This is a genomic window from Aeromonas sp. FDAARGOS 1416 (assembly GCF_019048085.1).
Classification (GTDB): domain Bacteria; phylum Pseudomonadota; class Gammaproteobacteria; order Enterobacterales; family Aeromonadaceae; genus Aeromonas; species Aeromonas veronii.
Genome location: NZ_CP077301.1, coordinates 2,432,668 through 2,448,855, shown reverse-complemented (window position 1 = coordinate 2,448,855; position 16,188 = coordinate 2,432,668). Strand labels below are relative to the sequence as shown.

Below are 16,188 nucleotides of genomic sequence, written 5' to 3'. Positions count from 1 at the left end.
ATGTATATGGATCAGGCGAGTGGTCTGCGCAAAATGCGTCAAAACAATCGAGTAAAAGTAATCGCCGTTTCCGGTGGCAAAGGTGGCGTGGGCAAGACCAACGTGACCCTGAACGTGGCCGGAGCCATGGCCGCCCAAGGCAAGCGGGTGATGGTGCTGGATGCCGACTTGGGTCTGGCCAACGTCGACGTCATGCTGGGGCTGCGGGTTCATCGTAACCTCTCTCATGTCCTGGCGGGTGAATGCACCATCGACGATATCATCGTCGAAGGTCCCTACGGCATGATGATCGTGCCTGCGACCTCGGGCACCCAGTCCATGGTCGAGCTTTCTCCGGTGCAGCATGCCGAGCTTATCCGCGCCTTCAGCGAGATGAAGACCCAGGTCGACATCCTGCTGGTGGATACGGCTGCGGGGATCTCCGACATGGTGCTGAGCTTCACCCGAGCAGCTCAAGACATCATGGTGGTGGTCTGCGATGAGCCGACCTCCATCACCGATGCCTACGCCCTCATCAAGATCCTCTCCAAGGATCACGGTGTGTTTCGTTTCAAGGTTGTGGCCAATATGGTGCGCAGTCTGCGCGAAGGGCAGGAGCTCTTTGCCAAACTGACCCGGGTAACGGATCGTTTCCTCGACACCTCCCTGGAGCTGGTCGCCTGTGTACCCTATGACACCAATCTGCGTGCCGCCGTGCGCAAGCAGAAGCTGATTGTCGAGGCGTTTCCCAAGTCGCCGGCCGCACTGGCGTTTCGGGCCCTTGCCAACAAGGCGGCGAGCTGGCCGGTTCCCAACCAGCCGGGCGGCCATCTGGAGTTTTTCCTGGAAAATTTGTTGCAGAAACCGGCCACAACACAGGAAGGTTCCCGTGAATAAAGCCCAAGCGTACTTGCGTCATCAGGATTCCTATGTGCTGGTGGAGCGTCATGCTCCCCTGGTCAAGCGAATTGCCCAGCATTTGTTGGCTCGCCTGCCCAGCAGTGTCTTGCTGGATGACCTGATCCAGGCAGGTATGATTGGGCTGCTTGAAGCCTCCCGCAACTTTGACGGTAGCAAGGGAGCAAGCTTCGAGACGTATGCCGGGATCCGCATCCGTGGTGCCATGCTGGATGAGATCCGGCGTGGTGACTGGGTGCCCCGCTCTGTGCATCGCAACAGTCGCGCTATCGCAGAAGCGATCGAGAATGTCGAGCAGACTCACGGGCGTGACGCGCGAGATACCGAGGTTGCTGCCGAGATGGGGGTCTCCATCGCTGATTACCATGCGATGCTGCAAGACGTTTCCTGCGGCAAAATTATCGGCATCGAAGATTTGGGAGTCAGCGAGGATGTGATCGGCAACCCCGATGACGCCCCTTCAGGCTCGGGATTCGATGAATTGGCTGCCGAGCGATTTCAGATTCAATTATCCGAGCAAATTGGTCGTCTACCAGAGAGAGAAGCTTTGGTTCTCTCTCTTTACTACGATGAAGAGCTGAATTTGCGCGAAATTGGCGAGGTTTTGAATGTCAGCGAGTCGCGTGTGAGCCAGATCCACAGTCAGGCAATGCACAGATTACGTGCTCGTTTGAGAGATTGGCATCTATAAGTGTTTGTACTGGCTACACTGAGATGAAACTCTAAGGCATAATCCGCACGACACAACCCGTTTTTAGCATCATGTAAGTGAGCCACTCTGGTGGCTATTTAGGAGGGAATTTTGGACAAGAACATGAAAATCCTCATTGTTGACGATTTTTCAACGATGCGCCGGATTATCAAGAACTTGCTGCGCGACTTGGGATTCAACAATACCCATGAGGCGGATGACGGCAATACAGCGCTGCCGATGCTGAAAAATGGTGATTTTCAGTTTGTAGTTACCGACTGGAACATGCCTGGCATGCAAGGTATTGACCTGCTTAAAGCCATCCGTGTCGATGAGAAGCTCAAGCATCTGCCGGTACTGATGGTAACCGCTGAAGCCAAACGTGAGCAGATCATTGAAGCCGCACAAGCTGGCGTCAACGGTTACATCGTCAAGCCCTTCACCGCAGCAACGCTCAAAGAAAAACTCGACAAAATTTTCGAACGAATTGGCTAAGGAGCTGCAGGGATGATGGCCAAAACGAGAGCAATGATTTCGCTCGATCAGGCAAGGATGCTTGTTGATCATCTGGAGCAAGGCGAATTTGAGCTGGCCGATGAACTGCTTGCCGAAGTGTGTGCCCCCAACGCAGCCGATCTGTTTGAAAAAGTAGGTCAGCTGACCCGACAACTGCATGATTCACTTCAAGAATTTCGCCTCGACCCCCGTATTCCCGATTTGGCTACTCATGATATTCCCGATGCTCGGGAGCGCTTGAGCTACGTTATCGATATGACCGACAAAGCGGCCAATCGCACAATGGATGCGGTGGAAGCCAGTTTGCCGATAGCGGATCGCCTGAATGACAATATCCAGCTGGTGATGCCGAACTGGAATGCCCTCATGTCTCGTGACATGAGCGTGGGACAGTTCAAATCCTTATGTCACCAACTTGATGATTTTATTAAGGCTTCAGAGTCTGATGCCGATAAATTACGGCAACTGCTGACAGAAATCCTGATGGCACAAGATTTTCAGGATTTGACAGGTCAGATGATCCGCAAGGTCATCAAGCTTGTTCAGGAAGTTGAAACAAAATTAATAGAAATGCTGACCATGTTTGGTGAGGCTTCTGCTGAGCATTCAACTCGTAGTATTCCTGTCAACGGGATTGAAGCAGAGGGCCCTATCATGAACCCCGAGGCTCGTGCCGATGTGGTCAATGGTCAGGATGATGTGGACGATCTGCTGTCTAGCTTGGGATTCTAATGGAGTGACGCATGGCCTTCGAAGTTGATGAAGACATACTGCAAGACTTTCTGGTCGAAGCATCTGAAATATTGGAACAGTTGTCTGAACAACTGGTCGACTTGGAAAAGCGGCCCGATGACAAGAACCTGTTGAATGCCATCTTTCGCGGTTTCCATACCGTGAAAGGGGGGGCAGGTTTTCTGTCGCTCGGTGAACTGGTTGATGTATGCCACGGTGCGGAAAACGTGTTCGATATCTTGCGTAATGGCAAGCGAACCGTTACTGCGGAGCTGATGGATGTGATCCTGCAAGCGCTGGATGCCATCAATGTCATGTTCGCCCAGGTTCAAAATCGCGAAGCACCCAGCCCTGCGTCAGATGATTTGCTTCATGACCTCCATGAGTTGTGCAAGCCAGAAGGGGAAGAGCAACTGCGCACGGCTACCAGTGCGGCTGCGGCTGTAGAATCTGAACCTGCAGCACCGGTAGTTGTTGAAGAAGTTGCTCCAGAAGTTGTTGAACCCGCAGCCATCAGCAGCGAGCCTGCTCCTGTCAATGGCGGCGGCTCGATCGATGAAATTTCTGCAGACGAATTTGAACGTTTGCTGGACGAGCTCCACGGCGTGGGTGGGGCTCCGACCAAGACGGCTGCAGCAGCCCCGATAGCGGGTGGCTCTGGCGATATCACCGATGATGAGTTTGAGGCCTTGCTGGACCAGCTCCATGGTCAGGGACAGCACATGGGGGCGCCAGAGGTGAATCCTCTGAAGTCCGTGCAAAAAGAGGTGGACGAGCTTATCGATGATGATGAGTTTGAGCGTCTGCTTGATGAATTGCATGGTCGCGGTCAAGGGCCTCAGAGTACTATGGCACCTGCCGCACCTGCCGCACCTGCCGCACCTGCCGCACCTGCCGCACCTGCTGCGGTGACTCCGCCCAAACCGGCCACTCCTGTTGCCAAACCAGCACCGGCAGCCCCCGCAAAACCCGCTGAAGCAGCCAAGGCACCAGCGCCTGCCGCCAAGGCTGCGCCTGCGCCAGCAGAAAATAGTGCCGTGCAAAGCGATACGACGGTGCGGGTGGATACCAAGACCCTCGATGTCATCATGAACATGGTAGGTGAGTTGGTACTGGTTCGTAACCGGCTGGTGAGCCTGGGTATTGCCAGTAATGATGAAGAGATGTCAAAGGCGGTTGCCAATCTGGATGTGGTAACGGCTGACCTGCAAGGTGCGGTGATGAAAACCCGCATGCAGCCAATCAAGAAGGTATTTGGTCGTTTCCCGCGCGTTGTGCGTGATCTGGCCAGAACCCTCAAGAAAGAGATTGAGCTGGTGATGGTGGGGGAAGAGACCGATCTTGATAAAAACCTGGTAGAGGCGCTCGCCGATCCTCTGGTTCACCTCGTTCGCAACTCATGCGATCACGGGGTCGAAATGCCGGATGTTCGTGAGAAAGCGGGCAAACCGCGGCAAGGGACGATCACCCTTAGCGCCTCCCAGCAAGGCGATCATATCCTGCTTTGCATCGAGGATGATGGGGCTGGGATGGATCCGGAGAAACTCAAGTCCATCGCAATCAGTCGCGGTGTTCTGGATGCAGATACTGCCGCTCGCATGAGCGACAACGATGCCTATAACCTGATCTTTGCCCCGGGCTTTTCAACCAAGGCCGAGATCTCCGATATATCTGGCCGTGGTGTCGGAATGGACGTGGTTAAAACCAGCATTGTCAGCCTCAATGGGTCAGTGCACATCGATTCCACTTGGGGGAAAGGTACCCGTCTCGAAATCAAGGTTCCGTTGACGCTAGCCATTCTGCCGACTCTGATGGTGGAAGTGGGTGAGCAGACCTTCGCACTTCCCCTTGGTTGTGTGAACGAGATTTTCCATCTTGATCTGAAAAAGGCCAACATGGTTGATGGCCAGCTCACCATCATTGTGCGCGAGAAGGCTATACCGCTCTTCTATCTGCACAAATGGTTGATTCGTGGCGCCAACAAGCGTTCACGCCAGGATACCGGACATGTGGTGATCGTGCAGATTGGCACTCAGCAAATCGGGTTTGTGGTAGACAGTCTGATTGGTCAGGAAGAGGTTGTGATCAAGCCACTCGATAACCTGCTACAAGGTACGCCTGGCATGGCCGGGGCGACAATTACCAGTGATGGCGGAATTGCTCTTATTTTGGATGTGCCGAGTCTGCTCAAAGCATATGCGCGTAGACATTAATAGCTCAGGCCCAAGGAGTTAGAAAAACAACAATGGCAGTCAAGGTATTAGTTGTCGACGATTCGAGCTTCTTTCGCCGTCGGGTGAGCGAGATCATCAATCAAGATCCCATGCTGACGGTGATTGATACGGCCCAGAATGGACGTGAGGCGGTAGACAAGGCGATGTCGCTGCGCCCTGATGTGATCACCATGGACATCGAAATGCCCGTGATGGATGGCATAAGTGCGGTGCGCGAGATCATGGCCAAGTGCCCAACCCCCATTCTGATGTTCTCCTCCCTGACCCATGAAGGGGCCAAGGCTACGCTTGATGCGCTGGACGCCGGTGCCCTCGACTTCTTGCCCAAGAAGTTTGAGGACATTGCCAGAGACAAAGATGAAGCGGTCAGACTGTTGCAACAACGGGTGAAGGAGATCTCCCGCAAGCGCTTCCTGATGACATCCGCTGCTCGTCCCAAAGCACCTGAACCGGTTGCTCGTGCTCCGCTGGGTAGCCCAGCGCCCAGATCTTCAGATCGTCAGCCTGACCTGCAACGAACGGTGCCAAGTGCCTCATTCAAGCGCAGTGGCAAGAGTTATCAGTTGGTGGCGATCGGGACTTCTACCGGCGGACCAGTTGCTTTGCAAAATGTGCTGACCAAGTTGCCGGGGGATTTTCCCCATCCCATCTTGCTTATCCAGCATATGCCAGCCACTTTTACTGCCGCGTTTGCTGCCCGTCTCAACGGGTTATGTCAGATTGGCGTCAAGGAAGCGGAAGATGGCGATGTGCTTAAACCAGGGCATGCCTATCTTGCTCCCGGTGGCAAACAGATGCTGCTAGAAGGTCGTGGTGCAGGGGCCCGCATTCGCATTGTGGATGGCAACGACAAGGTCAATTACAAGCCTTGTGTGGACATCACCTTTGCCTCTGCGGCCAAGACCTATGCCGACAAGGTATTGGCGATTGTGCTGACCGGTATGGGGGCTGATGGCCGTGATGGCGCCAGACTGCTGAAAGAGCAGGGATCAACCATCTGGGCTCAGGATGAGGCTTCCTGCGTGGTATATGGTATGCCCCAAGCGGTTGCCAAAGCGGGGATTGCCAGCGAATCACTCCCTCTGGACAAGGTGGCCCAGCGTATTCTGGTTGAGTTGGGGCGCTAATCATGGGCTTGCTCGGTCTGCTCCTGGCATTGGGGGCTATTGCCATTGCCCAACTGTGGCATGGTGGCTCCCTGTTGACGCTGGTGGACGGCCCCGCTTTTTTGATCGTGCTGGGTGGTACCGTTGGTGCAGTCACGTTGCAGACTCCAGCCAAGTACATCCTGCTGGCGTTGCGCCAGCTGTTATGGATTTTTACCCCTCCCCGCCAAGATCTTGCGACGCAGGCCGAACGATTGCAGTCATGGGCCGTCTTTGCGCGCCAGCAAGGGCTGCTGGCCCTTGAAAATCAGGCCGAGCAGGAGGAGGACAACTTTACCCGTCAAGGGCTCGGTATGATTGTCGATGGGGTATCCACAGAGGATATCCGTATGCTGCTGGAAGCGGACATCGATATCGAGCAGGAGCGTAATGAACATGCCGCCAGGGTATTTGAAGCCATGGGGGGGTACAGTCCGACCATCGGGATCATCGGTGCCGTGCTGGGCCTGATCCAGGCCATGTTTCATCTCGAAGACCCGTCAGCACTGGGGGCGGGTATCGCAGTGGCATTTGTGGCGACCATCTATGGAGTGGGGTTTGCCAACCTCATCTACCTGCCTATCGCCAATCGGCTACGCGCATTTCACTACCACTATGCACTCTTTCAGGAGATGACCCTGGAAGGGCTGCTGGCTATCGCTCATGGTGAAAACGGCTTGCAGGTTGAACGCCGGCTCAGGGCCTATTTGAAAGGAGAGTAGCCATGCGCAAGCGTTATCGGTTGCACTTGCAGGGTCGCGAGCATCTTGACCGCTGGCTGGTCTCCTATGCCGATTATATGACGCTGATCTTTGCCTTGTTCGTGGTGCTCTACTCTGTTGCTCTGGTGAACAAGGACAAGTATCGCGCGGTGATTGATGGTATGAGCCAGGCGTTCAGTGTCATGCAGTCTGGCGGCAATGGCTTGCTTGAAGGGCAGGGTAATTCCCTGCTGGATAACCCGGTATCTGCCTCTCCATCGTTGCTGGAAAGCCCTGCATCCCCCTCTCCTTCACTTGCTCCTATTTCTGGTGTGCCAGTGCTGCAAGATGGCGCGACACTTGCAAAACTCGATATGCAGTTGCAACAGAGCATGGGCTCGCTGGTGGATGCCGGTATCGTCAAACTGACGCAAGACGAGAACTGGCTGACGGTTGAACTCAGTTCCGGCTTGTTGTTTGGCAGCGGCAGTGCCTTTTTGGGACCAAACGCTGCACCGGTCATTAATACTCTTTCAAGTATTCTCAAACCGGTCGATAACTATGTAAGGGTTCGGGGTTATACCGATAACCAACAGATAAATAATGAAATTTATCGTTCTAACTGGGCGCTTTCTGCTGCTCGGGCCGAAGCGGTACTCAATGGTTTGATTGCTGATGGGATCGCCCCTCAGCGTCTGGCGTTCGAGGCATATGGTGAGTTTTCCCCCTTTGCTGACAACGGCAGCGAGCAGGGCAGACTGCAGAATCGCAAGGTTGTGGTCGCTATCTCCAAATTTGCCTGGGTGCCGCCGGCACCTGTGGTTGCAACACCGACGGTAGTTGCTGAACCGGTTCCAGCTGTACAGCAGGCGGTGGATGCAGGAGAGATAAAGGTGATCACCTTGCCCGGTGGTGGCATACGCATAACAACAAGGCAGGATTGATACAGTGATTGTTTGGACGGTTGCCAACCAGAAAGGTGGTGTGGGTAAAACCACCACAGTGGTCTCGCTTGCGGGGATCCTGGCCCAGCGTGGCCAGCGGGTGCTGTTGATTGATACCGACCCCCATGCTTCGCTGACTGCATATCTTGATTTTGATTCAGATCGCCTGGATGGAACCCTCTATGAGTTGTTTCAAGCTGTCAAACCGACAGCCGAGCTTGTCAATAAACTGACGCTCAAGACCAAGTTTGAAAATATCAACTTACTGCCAGCATCTATTACCTTGGCGACCCTTGATCGGGTGATGGGCAATCGTGAGGGGATGGGACTGGTACTGAAGCGGGCACTGCTGCGCATTCAGGATCAATATGATTACGTGCTGATCGATTGCCCACCAGTGCTGGGGGTGATGATGGTCAACGCGTTAGCTGCCTGCGATCGCATTCTGGTGCCTGTCCAGACCGAATTTCTGGCCCTCAAGGGGTTGGAGCGGATGATGAAAACATTCGAGATCATGCAGCGTTCCAAGCGTGACAAGTTTCGCTATACCGTGATCCCGACCATGTTCGACAAGCGCACTCGTGCCTCTCTGATGACCTTGAAGTCGATCAAGGATCAATATGGAGATTCAGTGTGGAATGCGGTGATCCCTATTGATACCAAGTTTCGGGATGCCAGCTTGCTGCATATCCCCCCGTCTATCTATTCTCCCGGGAGTCGTGGAACCTATGCATATGAAACGCTGCTCAATCATCTTGATGCCCTTGAGCGGCAACGGGTTCATGAGGTGACGGCATGAGAGATACCATTCAAGTTCGGGCGATGGATGACTATTTCCATTCCCTGCTGCTCGATGAGCCACTGGTGCTGGATGAGGTAGAAGAGGTTCAATCTGCCCCTGTTTTACAGTTGCAACGTCAGCCCCAAAGCGTCCCCGAGGTAGTCGCCGCACCATACCTCGAAAGCGATCCACGGCTTGCCCAACTTGGTGAGCTATTGGCTCAGGTGGGACAAGTCCAGTTTGAGAATGACGCCTTCATCCAGGAAGCGACTCTCACCGCACCGCTGGAGATTGTGGCAGAGGAATCACTGCTGCCGGTGGAGCCTGAGTGGCCTGCGGAGGTGCTGCTCCCCGAGGTTGCGGAGCCCCATACTACTATCCTGACCGAGACGGCGCTGGAGGTTGCTCCGGTAGAGGCCAGTGAACCTGTTGCCTGGGAAAATATTGATACCGGTAAAGAGTTTCAGGCCCTTTTCTTTGAAGTCGCGGGCGTGACGTTTGCTGTGCCGTTGACCGAGCTGGGTGGTATTCATCAGCTGGGCGAGATCACCTCCCTGTTTGGCCAGCCTGGCTGGTACAAGGGGATCATGACCTCTCGCGAGCAGAAGATGAATGTGGTCGATACTGCCCAGTGGGTCATGCCGGGTCAGCATCTCGAGATGGATGATTACAAGTATCTGATTATGCTTGGTGAATCGCCGTGGGGATTAGCCTGTCACCATCTCAAAGGGACTGAATTGTTACACCGTGACCAGGTGAAATGGCGCCATCAGGAGGGCAAGCGCCCCTGGTTGGCTGGCATGGTCAAAGAAAAAATGTGTGCCCTGTTACACGTCCGCGAACTGCTCCTGTTGTTGGAGCGTGGGGTTAACATAGAAGGTCGCTGATAACTTCTGCAATCGAGCTGTTTTATTGCTAGTTTTAGCAGTAGACGTTTTCATAAAAGGAATAAAAACATGACAGAAAAGCGCAATATTGCACAGAATCTGGCCGAAGATGAAGTGCTGCAATGGGTAACCTTCCAACTGGAAAACGAAACCTACGGCATCAATGTGATGCAGGTTCAGGAGGTGTTGCGCTACACCGAAATTGCACCGGTGCCGGGTGCGCCTGAGTACGTACTGGGGATCATCAACCTGCGTGGCAATGTGGTGACTGTCATCGATACCCGTTCCCGTTTCGGTCTGCCTTCCGGTGATGTGAGTGAAAACTCCAGGATCGTGATCATCGAGGCCGAGAAGCAGGTGATTGGCATCATGGTCGACAGCGTGGCAGAAGTGGTTTATCTGCGCTCTTCCGAAATCGATGCGGCACCTGCGGTCGGTACTGAAGAGAGCGCCAAGTTTATTCAGGGGGTGAGCAACCGTGATGGGCAACTGCTGATCCTGGTTGACTTGAACAAGCTGCTCTCCGATGAAGAGTGGGAAGATATCGGTTCCCTCTGATAAGTAAGGTGATGTTTTGATAATTGAGATGGTTGCCTTGGGGATGTCCCTGATTGCCTTGGCGTTTGCCTCTTATATTTGGTTCAGGAGCAAGCGCAGCAAGCAGGAGTCCGAGGCCAGTGTGGCAACCCTGCAAGGTCAGTTGGAAAGCTTGCGCAAGCAGATGATGGAACTCCATACCGGCGCTATTGGCATGGGGCAGCGTCTGCAGTCGGTGGAAGGGGCGATGCAGCAGGTCAATGAGCGCCAGCAAGAGCTGACCATGCAGGATCCCGAACGCAGGCTCTACAGCCGAGCGGCAAAGATGGTCGAACTGGGCGCCGATCTTGATGAAGTCATGAGTGAGTGCGAGTTGCCAAAGGCAGAGGCTGAGCTCTTGATATCGTTGCGAAAAGGTCGCTCATGATGATTCAGGAAGGCAATTGCCTTCCTGAATTTTATGGCGTGCAGCCGCTTGCCCCCCAGCTGCGTTGAGCAGGCGGTTTCTACCATATTTTCTTTGTGATCCCGGTCGCCAGTCAGTTCAATTGTTGCATCTTTGAAAAGACGTATTCCAATACTGTGTTAAGATGCAGACCGCTTCATTTTCTCTGAAAAAATCCCCATGCTGCTTCAAGTTAACAATCTGAGCTGCGTGCGCGAAGATCGCACTCTGTTTGAACACCTCTCTTTCTCTGTTGCGCCCGGCGATCTGGTGCAAATTGAAGGGCCCAACGGGGTCGGCAAGACCAGCCTGTTGCGGTTGTTGACCGGGCTGTCGCAGCCGTTTGCCGGTGAGGTGTGCTGGAATGGGGAGAATATTCGTCATTGTCGTGATGAGTATCATGCCAATCTGCTCTATCTCGGCCATCAGCCCGGCGTCAAAGCGGCGCTGACCCCTTTTGAAAACCTGAAGTTCTACCAGCAGTTGCATCACCCGCAGCAAACAGAGACTGACTTGTGGCAGATATTGGCCCGGGTAGGGCTGGCTGGATTTGAAGAGAACCCGACCGGGCAACTCTCTGCCGGTCAGCAACGCCGGGTGGCTCTGGCCAGACTCTGGCTGTCACAAAAACCGGCGCTCTGGATCCTCGATGAGCCCTTTACCGCTATCGACAAGCAGGGGGTCAAGGTGCTCGAGCAGCTCTTTCTGGCCCACGCCGAGCGGGGCGGCATGGTGATCCTCACCACCCATCAGGATCTGACCCTGATGCAAGGACGGCTGAAGACTATCTCGTTGACCCCCTTCGCATCGACATTGCAGGAGTAACGCCATGTTGCGCGCTGTTATGCACCTTATTCACCGTGAACTGCTGATGGCTCTGCGCCAGCGTTCCGATATTCTCAACCCGCTCTGGTTTTTCCTCATCGTCATCACCCTGTTTCCGTTAGGGATTGGCCCTGAGCCCAAACTGCTGGCCCGTATTGCCCCGGGGATTATCTGGGTGGCGGCGCTATTGGCGGCCATGTTGTCGCTGGAGCGGCTGTTTCGCGATGACTTTGCCGATGGCGCGCTGGAGCAGATGATGCTGATGCCGCACCCTCTGGGCTTGCTGGCGCTGGCGAAAGTGGTCGCTCACTGGCTGCTGACCGGCTTGCCGCTGCTGCTGATCTCTCCCTTGCTGGCGATTTTGCTGTCGCTGGATATGAACACCTATCTGGCTGTCGTCGCGACGCTGGCACTGGGCACTCCAGTATTGAGTCTGCTCGGCGCGGTCGGAGTCGCGTTGACGGTGGGACTGCGCAAAGGCGGGGTGCTGCTTAGTCTGTTGATCCTGCCGCTCTATATTCCGGTACTGATTTTTGCCACCTCAGCCATCGATGCCGCGGGGATGAGCTTGCCCTATGGCGGGCAGCTTGCCATTCTGGCCGCCATGCTGGTGGGGGCTTTGACACTGACGCCGCTGGCTGTGTCGGCGGCGTTGCGGGTCAGCCTCAACTGATGGCCGTGAGCTGAACCGGATTTGGCTCCGAACGGAGTCTTTTTGCAAAAAATAATGTTGCGATGGATCAAGGAGAGTGCCGCTTATTGCTTTCGGGGTATTTGATGCTGCCCTGCGGTCGGTATGGTAGGCCTCGCCAAACGATTAATAACAAAAAGGTTTTGTGAGCTATGTGGAAATGGTTGCACCCTTATGCCAAACCGGAGCGGGCCTATCAGCTGGCAGGCACGCTGTTGCCCTGGTTTGCGGTGATTAGTCTGCTCTCGTTTGTGATCGGTACTGTCTGGGGCCTCGCGTTTGCGCCAGCGGATTACCAGCAGGGAGATTCGTTCCGGATCATCTATATCCACGTGCCTTCCGCCATTCTCTCCATGGGGGCCTACTCCACCATGGCGGTGGCCGCCTTTATCGGCCTAGTGTGGCAGCTGCGGATGGCGGACATGGCGGTTGCAGCCATTGCGCCGGTCGGCGCCGTATTTACCTTTATTGCCCTCTTTACCGGTGCCGCCTGGGGCAAACCGATGTGGGGTACCTGGTGGGTGTGGGATGCACGGCTCACCTCTGAGCTGATCCTGCTGTTTCTCTACCTCGGCGTGATTGCTCTCTACAACGCCTTCAGCGACAAGGTGGTCGCTGGCCGTGCGGCCGGCATTCTGGCGCTGGTCGGGGTGATCAACCTGCCCATCATTCACTACTCGGTGGAGTGGTGGAATACCCTGCATCAGGGGGCCACCATCACCAAATTTGACAAACCTTCCATTTCACCCGAGATGCTCTGGCCGCTGCTGATCATGATCCTGGCATTTGCCGCATTTCTCGGGGCCCTGACCCTGATGCGTTTTCGCAATGAACTCCTGATGCGGGAGTGGCATCGCCCCTGGGTCAAAGAGATTGCAGAGCAGGAGAAGTAAGCATGCACTTTGCCTCTTTCAGTGATTTTATGGCGATGGGCGGTTACGCCTTTTATGTCTGGCTCTCTTTTGGCCTGACGCTGGTGTGTCTGGTCGGCATCATCATTTCTACCCGCATGAAAACCCGCAGCCTGCTCGCCGAGTTGCGCAGCAAGCAGGCGCGTGAGGCCCGTCGCAAGGCGGCCCAGCAGATGGAGAACACCCTATGAACCCGAGACGCAAAAAACGCCTCACCATCATTCTTGCCATCACCCTGGGTCTGGCTACCGTCAGCGGGCTGGTGCTCTACGCCCTCAGTCAGAATATCGACCTCTTCTATACCCCGAGCGAGCTGGTGGAGGGGAAGGGGCCGGACAAGATCAAGCCGGAAGAGGGGCAGCGCCTGCGCATCGGTGGATTGGTCGTGCCGGGATCGGTACAGCGGGATCCCCAGAGCCTCAAGGTTGCCTTCAAGCTGGTGGATAACGGCGGTCATCTGGTGAAGGTCGAGTTTGACGGCATCCTGCCGGATCTGTTCCGTGAAGGGCAGGGGATTGTTGCCCAGGGCACCCTCAAGGATGCCACGACCGTAGAGGCGTTCGAGGTGCTGGCCAAGCACGATGAGAACTATATGCCGCCGGAAGTGGCCGATGCCACCAACGGCATGCACTTCAAGCCGGAGTATACCGAGGCGCAGTTGAAGGGAGCCAAGCAGTGATCCCTGTGGTGTTTGCCTTTTCCGCTTTGCCTGCCGTGCGTGGTGCGGCTGTTGTCACCGTTCAATTGAAAGGAATGCCTTCATGATCCCGGAATTAGGTCAGTTTGCGCTGATCCTGGCCTTTGCCACCGCCCTGCTGCTGGGCAGCTACCCGCTGCTGGGCGCCAGCTGGGGGCGTCTTGGCATGATGTCGGCGGCCCGTCCGCTCGCCTATGCCCAGTTCTTGCTGCTGCTGCTGTCGTTTCTCTGCCTGACCTGGGCCTTTATCGATAACGACTTCACCGTGCAGTATGTGGCCACTAACTCCAATAGCCTGCTGCCGCTGGCCTATCGCATTTCCGCCGTATGGGGCGCCCACGAAGGTTCCCTGCTGCTGTGGGTTCTGACCTTAGGGGGCTGGACTGCGGCGGTGGCCATGTTCAGCCGCCGTCTGCCGCTCGATGCGGTGGCCCGGGTACTCGGTGTGCTGGGGCTGATCTCGGTCGGCTTCACTGCCTTCGTGCTGTTCACCTCCGATCCCTTCACCCGCACCTTGCCCTATTTCCCGGTCGATGGTCGTGACCTCAATCCGCTGCTGCAGGATCCGGGTCTTATCTTCCATCCGCCGATGCTCTACATGGGTTATGTGGGTTTCTCGGTGGCGTTTGCTTTTGCCATTGCTTCGCTGATGACCGGCCGTCTAGATGCGACCTGGGCTCGCTGGTCGCGCCCCTGGACCATGGCGGCCTGGGTATTCCTGACCCTGGGCATCGTGCTCGGCTCCTGGTGGGCCTACTACGAGCTCGGTTGGGGCGGCTGGTGGTTCTGGGATCCGGTAGAAAACGCCTCGTTTATGCCTTGGCTGGCGGGTACCGCTCTGCTGCACTCGCTGGCGGTGAGCGAGAAGCGCGCCACTTTCAAGGCGTGGACCGTGCTGCTGGCCCTCTCCGCCTTCTCGTTGAGCCTGCTGGGTACCTTCCTGGTGCGCTCCGGCGTGTTGGTGTCGGTCCATGCGTTTGCCTCGGATCCGACCCGCGGCCTGTTTATTCTCGGCTTCCTGCTGGCGGTGATCGGCTCATCCTTGTTGCTGTTTGCCTTCAAAGGCTCGCAGGTGAAGAGCCACGGTAAACACGAGCTGTGGAGCCGCGAGACCCTGCTGCTTTGCAACAACATCATGCTGGTGGCGGGTCTGCTGACCGTGCTGCTCGGTACCTTGCTGCCTCTGGTGCACAAGGAGCTGGGGCTGGGGAGCATCTCTATCGGTACCCCCTTCTTCAACCACATCTACAGCTGGCTGATCATCCCGTTTGCCCTGCTGCTGGGGGTTGGCCCGCTGTTTCGCTGGCGTCGTCAGGAGCTGGGGGAACTCAAAAGCAAGGTGGTTGTGGCACTGGTGCTGAGTCTGGCCGCAGCCTTGCTGTTGCCGCAGCTCTTTGCCGAAACCTTCAAGCCGTGGGCGGCGGTAGGGATTGGTCTGGGGGCCTGGATCATCGTCACCAGCGTGCAGGAGACCTGGGCGCGGGCGACCCACAAGCACAGCTTTGCAGTCGGTGTGCGCAAGCTTGGCAACAGCCACTGGGCCATGATTCTTGGCCACGTGGGGCTGGCAGTCAGCATCATTGGTATCGCCTGCACCCAGAACTACAGCATCGAGAAGGATCTGCGAATGCAGGCGGGTGATCGGGTGCACTTTGCCGATTACGAGTTCGTCTTTGCCGGGATAAAAGAGAAGAACGGCCCCAACTACGATGGTTTCAAGGGCGTGTTGGAAGTGCACAAGGATGGCAAGCAGGTGGCCCTGCTCAAGCCGGAGAAGCGGATGTACAAGGTGACCCGGATGCCGATGACCGAAGCGGCCATCGATGCCGGTATCACCCGCGATCTCTATGCGGCGCTGGGGGAACAGCTCGACAACGGTGCTTGGGCGGTGCGGATCTACTACAAGCCGTTCGTGCGCTGGATCTGGTTCGGCGGCGTCTTTATGGCTATTGGTGGCGTGTTGGCGATGCTCGACAAGCGTTACCGTTTCGGCCGTCGTGAGGAGGAGGCCAAGGCATGAACAAAAAGACCTGGTTGTTTTTAATCCCCTTTATCGTCTTTTTGCTGGGGGCAGTGTTCCTGTTCAAGGGGCTCTACTCCGATCCCACCAAGCTTGAGTCCGTGATGGTGGGTAAAGAGGTGCCGGTGTTCACTTTGCAGGACATTTACGATCTGAACAAGCAGCACGATCGCAGTATCCTGACCGGTCGCCCCATGTTGCTCAACGTCTGGGCCACCTGGTGCCCCACCTGCTACGGCGAGCACACCTACCTCAAACAGCTGGCAGGGCAGGGTATTCCCATCATCGGCATGAACTACAAGGATGAGCGCGACAAGGCGATCAAATGGCTGGCTGAGCTGGGCAACCCCTATCATGTCAACCTCTATGATCCGGACGGCATGCTGGGGCTGGATCTCGGGGTATACGGCGCGCCGGAGACCTTCTTTATCGACAGCAAGGGGATCATCCGGTATCGCCACGTGGGGGATATCAACCCCGAGAACTGGGCGTCGACCCTCAAACCCATCTTTGATGCCATGAAGTGAGGGGAGT

The 16,188-nt window shown here is 55.8% G+C and carries 19 protein-coding genes; all 19 read left to right on the top strand.

Annotated elements, in window-relative coordinates; all coding sequences use genetic code 11:
• Positions 1-876, top strand: a complete 876-nt coding sequence (locus I6L46_RS10830) for a MinD/ParA family protein (RefSeq protein WP_013723550.1) — start codon at positions 1-3, stop codon at positions 874-876.
• Positions 869-1,588 (top strand): RNA polymerase sigma factor FliA, encoded by a 720-nt coding sequence (locus I6L46_RS10825; RefSeq protein ID WP_019444723.1) that lies wholly within the window; start codon positions 869-871, stop codon positions 1,586-1,588. Before I6L46_RS10830 ends, I6L46_RS10825 begins: the two co-directional genes overlap by 8 nt.
• A 111-nt stretch (positions 1,589-1,699) precedes the next feature.
• Entirely contained in the window at positions 1,700-2,083 is a 384-nt protein-coding gene (gene cheY / locus I6L46_RS10820) for a chemotaxis response regulator CheY (RefSeq protein ID WP_013723552.1), read from the top strand.
• Positions 2,084-2,095: 12 nt separating this feature from the next.
• The gene (locus I6L46_RS10815) at positions 2,096-2,836 is read left to right on the top strand and encodes a protein phosphatase CheZ (RefSeq protein WP_042054457.1); all 741 of its coding nucleotides are present in this window, start codon (positions 2,096-2,098) and stop codon (positions 2,834-2,836) included.
• Positions 2,837-2,847: 11 nt separating this feature from the next.
• A complete protein-coding gene (locus tag I6L46_RS10810; protein ID WP_216975436.1) occupies positions 2,848-5,049 on the top strand; it encodes a chemotaxis protein CheA in 2,202 nt (733 codons plus the stop codon).
• A gap of 32 nt (positions 5,050-5,081) precedes the next feature.
• Positions 5,082-6,197, top strand: coding sequence for a chemotaxis response regulator protein-glutamate methylesterase (locus I6L46_RS10805; RefSeq protein WP_101529888.1), 1,116 nt, complete (start codon positions 5,082-5,084; stop codon positions 6,195-6,197).
• A 2-nt stretch (positions 6,198-6,199) separates the two neighbouring features.
• Positions 6,200-6,937 (top strand): flagellar motor protein, encoded by a 738-nt coding sequence (locus tag I6L46_RS10800; RefSeq protein WP_005343988.1) that lies wholly within the window; start codon positions 6,200-6,202, stop codon positions 6,935-6,937.
• A 2-nt stretch (positions 6,938-6,939) separates the two neighbouring features.
• Positions 6,940-7,860, top strand: coding sequence for a flagellar motor protein MotB (locus tag I6L46_RS10795; RefSeq protein WP_005334698.1), 921 nt, complete (start codon positions 6,940-6,942; stop codon positions 7,858-7,860).
• A gap of 4 nt (positions 7,861-7,864) precedes the next feature.
• Entirely contained in the window at positions 7,865-8,659 is a 795-nt protein-coding gene (locus I6L46_RS10790; RefSeq protein WP_005334696.1) for a ParA family protein, read from the top strand.
• Complete coding sequence (locus tag I6L46_RS10785) at positions 8,656-9,528, top strand: chemotaxis protein CheW (RefSeq protein ID WP_204385218.1); 873 nt, start codon at positions 8,656-8,658, stop codon at positions 9,526-9,528. The genes I6L46_RS10790 and I6L46_RS10785 overlap by 4 nt, the downstream gene beginning before the upstream one ends.
• 69 nt (positions 9,529-9,597) lie before the next feature.
• Positions 9,598-10,086, top strand: coding sequence for a chemotaxis protein CheW (locus tag I6L46_RS10780; RefSeq protein ID WP_005298836.1), 489 nt, complete (start codon positions 9,598-9,600; stop codon positions 10,084-10,086).
• Positions 10,087-10,114: 28 nt separating this feature from the next.
• Positions 10,115-10,492 carry a DUF2802 domain-containing protein gene (locus I6L46_RS10775; protein WP_168176983.1) on the top strand — a complete coding sequence of 126 codons (378 nt, stop codon included), beginning with the start codon at positions 10,115-10,117 and terminating at the stop codon, positions 10,490-10,492.
• A 198-nt stretch (positions 10,493-10,690) separates the two neighbouring features.
• Positions 10,691-11,335, top strand: coding sequence for a cytochrome c biogenesis heme-transporting ATPase CcmA (gene ccmA, locus I6L46_RS10770; protein ID WP_005353659.1), 645 nt, complete (start codon positions 10,691-10,693; stop codon positions 11,333-11,335).
• Between the two features lie 4 nt (positions 11,336-11,339).
• Positions 11,340-12,008, top strand: a complete 669-nt coding sequence (gene ccmB / locus I6L46_RS10765) for a heme exporter protein CcmB (RefSeq protein ID WP_005353658.1) — start codon at positions 11,340-11,342, stop codon at positions 12,006-12,008.
• 170 nt (positions 12,009-12,178) lie between these two features.
• Positions 12,179-12,919 (top strand): heme ABC transporter permease, encoded by a 741-nt coding sequence (locus I6L46_RS10760; RefSeq protein WP_216975434.1) that lies wholly within the window; start codon positions 12,179-12,181, stop codon positions 12,917-12,919.
• Between the two features lie 2 nt (positions 12,920-12,921).
• Positions 12,922-13,128 (top strand): heme exporter protein CcmD, encoded by a 207-nt coding sequence (gene ccmD, locus I6L46_RS10755; protein WP_005353657.1) that lies wholly within the window; start codon positions 12,922-12,924, stop codon positions 13,126-13,128.
• Entirely contained in the window at positions 13,125-13,616 is a 492-nt protein-coding gene (ccmE, locus tag I6L46_RS10750; protein WP_005334685.1) for a cytochrome c maturation protein CcmE, read from the top strand. The genes ccmD and ccmE overlap by 4 nt, the downstream gene beginning before the upstream one ends.
• Positions 13,617-13,698: 82 nt before the next feature.
• Positions 13,699-15,654: a heme lyase CcmF/NrfE family subunit gene (locus I6L46_RS10745; RefSeq protein WP_194496009.1), complete on the top strand. Its 1,956-nt coding sequence runs from the start codon at positions 13,699-13,701 to the stop codon at positions 15,652-15,654.
• A complete protein-coding gene (locus tag I6L46_RS10740) occupies positions 15,651-16,181 on the top strand; it encodes a DsbE family thiol:disulfide interchange protein (RefSeq protein ID WP_216975432.1) in 531 nt (176 codons plus the stop codon). Before I6L46_RS10745 ends, I6L46_RS10740 begins: the two co-directional genes overlap by 4 nt.
• The last annotated feature ends 7 nt before the right edge of the window (positions 16,182-16,188 follow it).